Source organism: Kitasatospora sp. NPDC127121 (genome assembly GCF_042677305.1).
In the GTDB taxonomy this organism is placed as follows: domain Bacteria; phylum Actinomycetota; class Actinomycetes; order Streptomycetales; family Streptomycetaceae; genus Kitasatospora.
Window position 1 is genome coordinate 43,017 of the sequence record NZ_JBHXTQ010000068.1, and the last position, 6,000, is coordinate 49,016.

General features: G+C 74.8%; 6 protein-coding genes. 5 read left to right on the plus strand and 1 reads right to left on the minus strand.

The features are described from left to right. The first annotated feature begins 3 nt into the window (after window positions 1-3). Together ACFVHI_RS27885 and ACFVHI_RS27890 are read left to right on the plus strand one after the other, a co-directional pair. Window positions 4-456 carry a DUF523 domain-containing protein gene (locus ACFVHI_RS27885; RefSeq protein ID WP_380343878.1) on the plus strand — a complete coding sequence of 151 codons (453 nt, stop codon included), beginning with the start codon at window positions 4-6 and terminating at the stop codon, window positions 454-456. Between the two features lie 88 nt (window positions 457-544). Then, entirely contained in the window at window positions 545-1,516 is a 972-nt protein-coding gene (locus ACFVHI_RS27890) for a DUF4349 domain-containing protein (protein ID WP_380343881.1), read from the plus strand. A 67-nt stretch (window positions 1,517-1,583) separates the two neighbouring features. Here ACFVHI_RS27890 and hemE read toward each other — a convergent pair whose 3' ends face one another. Then, window positions 1,584-2,687: a uroporphyrinogen decarboxylase gene (gene hemE, locus ACFVHI_RS27895; protein ID WP_380343884.1), complete on the minus strand. Its 1,104-nt coding sequence runs from the start codon at window positions 2,685-2,687 to the stop codon at window positions 1,584-1,586. A gap of 146 nt (window positions 2,688-2,833) precedes the next feature. Between hemE and ACFVHI_RS27900 the strand changes: the two genes are divergently transcribed. The 3 genes from ACFVHI_RS27900 (at window position 2,834) to ACFVHI_RS27910 (ending at window position 5,959) form a co-directional block, all read left to right on the plus strand. Beyond that, entirely contained in the window at window positions 2,834-3,496 is a 663-nt protein-coding gene (locus tag ACFVHI_RS27900; RefSeq protein ID WP_363368843.1) for a DUF3000 domain-containing protein, read from the plus strand. Window positions 3,497-3,816: 320 nt separating this feature from the next. Next, the gene (locus ACFVHI_RS27905; RefSeq protein WP_063349472.1) at window positions 3,817-4,551 is read left to right on the plus strand and encodes a response regulator transcription factor; all 735 of its coding nucleotides are present in this window, start codon (window positions 3,817-3,819) and stop codon (window positions 4,549-4,551) included. 163 nt (window positions 4,552-4,714) lie between these two features. Further along, window positions 4,715-5,959, plus strand: a complete 1,245-nt coding sequence (locus ACFVHI_RS27910; protein ID WP_380343887.1) for a ribonuclease D — start codon at window positions 4,715-4,717, stop codon at window positions 5,957-5,959. The last annotated feature ends 41 nt before the right edge of the window (window positions 5,960-6,000 follow it).

Genomic DNA, 6,000 nt, shown 5'->3' on the forward strand with positions numbered 1-6,000 from the left:
TCCATGGAACCGATCGTGGTGAGTGCGTGTCTGGCCGGGGTGCCGTGTCGGTACGACGGGCGGGCGAAGACCTCGCCGGACGTGGTGGGGCTGGTCGAGGCGGGGCGGGCGGTGGTGGTGTGCCCGGAGGGGGCGGGCGGGCTGCCGACCCCGCGCCCGCCGGCGGAGATCCTGGGCGGGGACGGGGCGGACGTGCTGGACGGGCGGGCCCGGGTGGTGGACGCGACGGGCGCGGACTGTACGGCGGAGTTCGTGGCCGGGGCCCGGGCGGCGCTGGCGGCGGCCGAGGCCGCGGGGGCGCGGCGGGCGGTGCTGATGGCGCGCAGCCCGTCGTGCGGCTGCGGGCGGGTGTACGACGGGACGTTCACCGGGGAGCTGCGCCCCGGGGACGGGGTGACGGCGGCGCTGCTGCGACGGGCGGGCATCGAGGTTGTCCGGTCCGCTGCCGAGCTGTGATCGAGTCGCGACCTTCCGGCGGGGTCCGCCCGGGGCGTTCCTTCGTCCAATGGGGAGATCTCACAACGGACTTGGGGAGGGCTTCGGAATGGGGAGACGGGCAGGGGCGGGGGCGCTGGCGGTAGCGACCGCGGGCGTGCTGCTGGTCGGGGCGTGCAGCGCAGGCGGTGCGGGCCGGGCGGGGGAGGCGGCGAAGGCGGACGCCGTCGCCCCGGCGGCACCTGCGGCACCGGCGGCCGCACCGAGCGCCGCCGGGACGGCGCCGGCGGCGGGGGCGAGTGCCCAGCCGGTCGCGGACAACCGGCTGATCGCGTACACCGCGCAGTTGACGCTGCGGACCGGGGACGTCGCCCAGGTGCTGGCGAAGGCCCGGGAGTTGACGGCGGCCGCGGGCGGCTACGTCGCCGCCGAGTCGGTCTCCGGCGCGGTGGAGGGCGGGCCGGGGAGCACGGCGGGGGGCGAGGCGGGCGGCCAGCTGACGCTGAGGATCCCCTCCGCCGCGTACCAGCAGACGCTGGACCAGCTGGCCGCGCTGGGCCAGGTGGTGTCCCGTAGGAGCCAGGCGGACGACCTGACCCAGCAGGTCGCGGACGTGGCGAGCCGGGTGCAGACCCAGCAGGCGAGCGTGGAGCGGGTGCGGGCCCTGATGGGGCAGGCGAAGTCGCTGAGCGAGGTGACCACGCTGGAGGCCGAGTTGAGCCGCCGGGAGGCCGATCTGGAGTCGCTGCAGAAGCAGCAGAAGGAGCTGGCCGGCAAGACCTCGCTCTCGACCGTCACGCTGGACGTGCGCCGTACGGCCGCCTCGCCGACGCCCACCCCGGCACCGCCGAAGGGTGGCGGCGAGGGCTTCGGAGCGTCGGTCGGCTCCGCGCTGGGCGGCGGCTGGCACGTACTGGTGGCGATCGTGCGCGCCCTGGCGGTGGGGCTCGCGGCGGTGGCGCCGTTCCTGCTGGTGCTGGGCGCCCCGGGGGCGCTGCTGTACCGGCTGTGGCGCCGGCGCCGCCCGGCGGCCGCGCCGCCCCCGGAGTCCGGCCCGCAGGAAGAGCCCGCGGAGGACTGAACGAGGACTGAGCGAGGACTGGGCACGGCGGGCTCCCTCCCGGTCGGGAGGGAGCCCGCCGCCGGGGTCAGCGGGCGCTGGCCTCGTGGACGAAGGCGACGAGACGGGAGAGGGCGTCCGGGTCCATGGACGGCAGGACACCGTGGCCGAGGTTGAAGATGTGGCCGCTGGCGCCGAGGGCCTGGGCGGCGTGCAGCACCTCGCGGGCCTTGGTCTCGACGACCTTGGTGGGGGCGAACAGCACGGCCGGGTCGAGGTTGCCCTGGAGGCCCTTGCCGGGGCCGACCCGCTCGGCCGCGACGTTCAGCGGCACCCGCCAGTCGACGCCGACGATGTCCGCGCCGGCCTGGCCCATCAGGCCGAGGAGTTCGCCGGTGCCGACGCCGAAGTGGATCCGCGGCACGCCGTAGGAGGCGACGGCGTCGAAGACCTTGGTGCTGGACGGCATGACCGAGCGGCGGTAGTCGTCGGGGGCGAGCGAGCCGACCCAGGAGTCGAAGAGCTGGACGGCCGAGGCGCCGGCCTCGATCTGCACCTTCAGGAAGGTGGAGGTGATGTCGGCGAGCCGGTCGACCAGGGCGGCCCACAGCTCGGGCTGCCCGTACATCATGGCCTTGGTGTGCTCGTGGTTCTTGGACGGGCCGCCCTCGACCAGGTAGCTGGCCAGCGTGTAGGGGGCGCCGGCGAAGCCGATCAGCGGGGTCTCGCCGAGTTCGTCCACCAGCAGGCCGACGGCCTCGGTGATGTAGGGGACGTCGTCGGGCTCCAGCGGGCGCAGCCGCTTGAGGTCCTCGGCGGTGCGGATCGGGTCGGCGATGACCGGGCCGACGTTGGGCTTGATCTCGACGTCGATGCCGACGGCCTTGAGCGGCACCACGATGTCGCTGAAGAAGATCGCCGCGTCCACCTTGTGCCGGCGGACCGGCTGGAGGGTGATCTCCTTGACCAGCTCGGGCCGCATGCAGGACTCCAGCATGGGGATGCCCTCGCGGACCTTCAGGTACTCCGGCAGCGAGCGGCCGGCCTGGCGCATGAACCACACCGGGGTGTGCGGCACGGGCTCGTGCCGGCAGGCGCGCAGGAACGCGGAGTCGTGCGCGGCGCCGCGGCGCGCGGGGGTGGGCCGGCCGTCGGGGGTGGCCGCCGTGGTGTCTGCCGTAGTCTCGCTCACGGTCCAAATCTTCGCATGCGCCTCGGGGCGCTCTTCCCGGCCGGTCTCGTCGGTTCCTCCAAGATCTGGCCGGGTTTGCCGTTCCGGCACGCCGCTCGGACGGAAGTTGCGGCCTTAACCGCGGTTTTCGACCTAGTCTTCGGGTCATGGCAGCGGTCGGCGGGCACCCCGCGCAGGGTGGCGGAGCAGGTGGCGGAACAGGTCGGGAGGGGGCTCCGAGCGAGTTCCGGGCCGCCGTGGAGGCCCTCGACGGCGCCCGGCTGCGGCCCGAGATCCAGCTCTCCCCCGCGCCGGCCCCGCGCCGGCTGGCCCCGTACGCGTTCGCGGTGACCGCCTCGGTGGAGGTGGACGGCGAGGAGCTGGCGGACGGCCGGCTGGTGCTGCTGTACGACCCGGCCGGGCAGGAGGCCTGGAACGGGGAGTTCCGGGTGGTGACGATGACCCGGGCGGAGCTGGAGCCGGAGATGGCCGGCGACCCGATGCTCTCGGAGGTCGGCTGGGCCTGGCTGCTGGACTCGCTGCAGGCGCACGGGGCCGGGTACGCGGAGCCGTCCGGCACGGTGAGCCACTGCGCCTCGCAGTACTTCGGCGGGCTGGCGGACCGCCCGTCCTCGACCGAGATCGAGATCCGGGCCTCCTGGACGCCGGCCGACGGCCGGTTCGAGCGGCACCTGGCGGCCTGGGGGGACCTGCTGTGCATCAGCGCCGGCCTGCCGCCGGCCGCGCCGGCCCCGCAGGCGCCGGCCGATGTGCCGTCACTCGGTGGGGTGGTCCCGATGCCCGCGCGGCGGCGTCCTCGTTCGCACTGAGGAGTGGCGCCCCGGGCCGGGCGGCCCCGGCGGCCCCGATGCCACCCCCAGGGCTGACGGAGTGTGACTTCGATCCCGCTCTGGGTCAATTAACCGGTTGAAACCGACCGATCAGCACCAGATCTGATCGATTTTGTGCGAATTCAGGACGGGTCGCATCACTCATATGCGCGATTTGTCCGTATTGTTACTCACTAGATCGTGATCTTTCGCTAAAGCCGGGCACGGTAGCTGCCGAAGCAGACTGTGACCCTTTCCGAACGCGGAACACTCCGACCGCCCCCTCGGGGTTCCGTCCGCCACTCCCCGCAGGAGGCCTGGTGTCGGTCCTTCTTGAGCACCCCGCAAACGTGGTCGCCTACCGGCCGACCAAGCCCACCGCCATGGTGGTCATCGCCGATCCCCGTGTCCGAAACACCGTCACCCGCCATCTGTGGGCGCTCGGCGTCCGAGACGTGATCGAAGTGTCCTCGATCGCCGAGGCCCGCCCCCGGGTCTCCACCCCGCGCGACATCTGCGTCGCCGACGTACACCTGCCGGACGGCTCCGGCCTGACCATCCTCGCCGAGACCCGCGCCGCGGGCTGGCCCAACGGCCTAGCCCTGTCCGCCGCCGACGACATCGGCGCCGTGCGCAGCGCGCTGGCCGGCGGCGTCAAGGGATACGTCGTCACGGGCACCCGCACCAACGTGGCGATGCCCGGCCGCCCGGGCCTGCCGCTCGGCGCCGCCGGGCTGGCCGGGCGGATGCGCCGCCCCGGCATGCCGGGCATGCCGGGCGCCGTGGGTGCGCCGGGCGCCCACGGAACCCACGGAGCCCCCGGTGCGCCCGGTGCGCCGGGCACGCAGCAGTCCGCCTACCGCGAGCTGTCGGGCCGTGAGGTCGAGGTGCTGCGGCTGGTCGCCGAAGGACAGTCGAACAAGGCGATCGGGGTGGCGATGGGCCTGTCGGCACTCACCGTCAAGAGCCACCTCGCCCGGATCGCCCGCAAGCTGGGCACCGGCGACCGCGCCGGGATGGTCGCGGTCGCGCTGCGCACCGGCATCATCCACTGAGTCCTCGGACGGCCCCGCCACGGCGGCCGAGGAGGAACGTTTCCTCCTCGGCCGCCGTAGCCGTGCCCCTCGGCCACCGCCCGGGCCCCGTGGCATAGTCACGGACCCGGTCTGACCAGTCCGACAACACTCCCGGCCGCGAGGACCGTCGTACCCTTGGTGGGTGACCGACGCCGTAGCAGCCATCCCAGAAGAAGCAGCCCCGGTCCCGCTCCTCGAACCGAAGGAGGGGATCCCGCCCGTCGTGGCGGACGAGCAGGCGCTGGCCGCCACCGTCGCCGCCTTCGCCGGGGGCACCGGACCGGTCGCCGTCGACGCCGAGCGGGCCTCCGGCTACCGCTACGGCCAGCGCGCGTACCTCATCCAGCTGCGCCGCGCGGGCGCCGGCAGTGCGCTGATCGACCCGATCGCCTGCCCCGACCTCAGCGGCCTGGGCGATGCCCTCGCCGACACCGAATGGGTGGTGCACGCGGCCACCCAGGACCTGCCCTGCCTGGCCGAGGTCGGTATGAGACCCCGGCAGCTGTTCGACACCGAGCTGGCCGGGCGGATCGCCGGCTTCGCCCGGGTCGGCCTCGGGCCGATGACCGAGAGCGTGCTCGGGCTGAGCCTGGCCAAGGAGCACTCCGCGGTCGACTGGTCCACCCGCCCGCTGCCCGAGCCGTGGCTGCGCTACGCCGCTCTGGACGTCGAGGTGCTGGTCGAGCTGCGCGACGCACTCGAACAGGAGCTGGACGCCCAGGGCAAGCTCGGCTGGGCGCTGGAGGAGTTCGCGGCGATCGCCGCCGCACCGCGCCCGGCACCGCGCACCGACCCGTGGCGCCGCACCTCGCAGCTGCACAAGGTCCGCCGGCGCCGCCAGCTGGCCGTGGTGCGCGAGCTGTGGCTGGCCCGGGACCGGCTGGCGCAGGAGCGCGACGTCTCGCCGGGCCGGGTGCTCTCGGACGCCGCGATCGTCAACGCCGCGCTGGCCATGCCGCTGAACATCGCCGCGCTGCAGGGCGTCCAGGGCTTCGGGCCGCGGGTCCACCGGCGCCAGCTGGAGCAGTGGCTGGCGGCCGTCCAGCGGGGCCGGGAAGTCCCGGAGAACCAGCTGCCGCCGGCCTCCGCGCCGCACGACGGGCCGCCGCCGCCGCGGGCCTGGGCCGAGAAGGACCCGGTGGCCGCCGCCCGGCTGTCCGGGGCGCGCGCCGCGGTCGCGGACCTCGCCGAGCGGCACAACCTGCCGGCCGAGAACCTGATCACCCCGGACCTGGTGCGCCGGGTCTCCTGGGAGCCGCCGGCCGATCCGGCCGCCACGGGCGTGGCCGCCGCACTGCGCCGGCTCGGCGCCCGGCAGTGGCAGGTCGACCTGGTGGCGCCGGTGATGGCCGCCTCGTTCGCCGAGGCCGCGGCCGCCCAGGACTGACCTGGAGCGCCGCCGAAGGGGGCGCCGTCCTTGTGACGGCG

Excerpts from the sequence above, each read along its gene's own strand:
- ACFVHI_RS27885 (WP_380343878.1), top strand. The coding sequence starts at position 4 with ATGGAACCGATCGTGGTGAGTGCGTGTCTGGCCGGGGTGCCGTGTCGG.
- ACFVHI_RS27890 (WP_380343881.1), top strand. The coding sequence starts at position 545 with ATGGGGAGACGGGCAGGGGCGGGGGCGCTGGCGGTAGCGACCGCGGGC.
- ACFVHI_RS27900 (WP_363368843.1), top strand. The coding sequence starts at position 2,834 with ATGGCAGCGGTCGGCGGGCACCCCGCGCAGGGTGGCGGAGCAGGTGGC.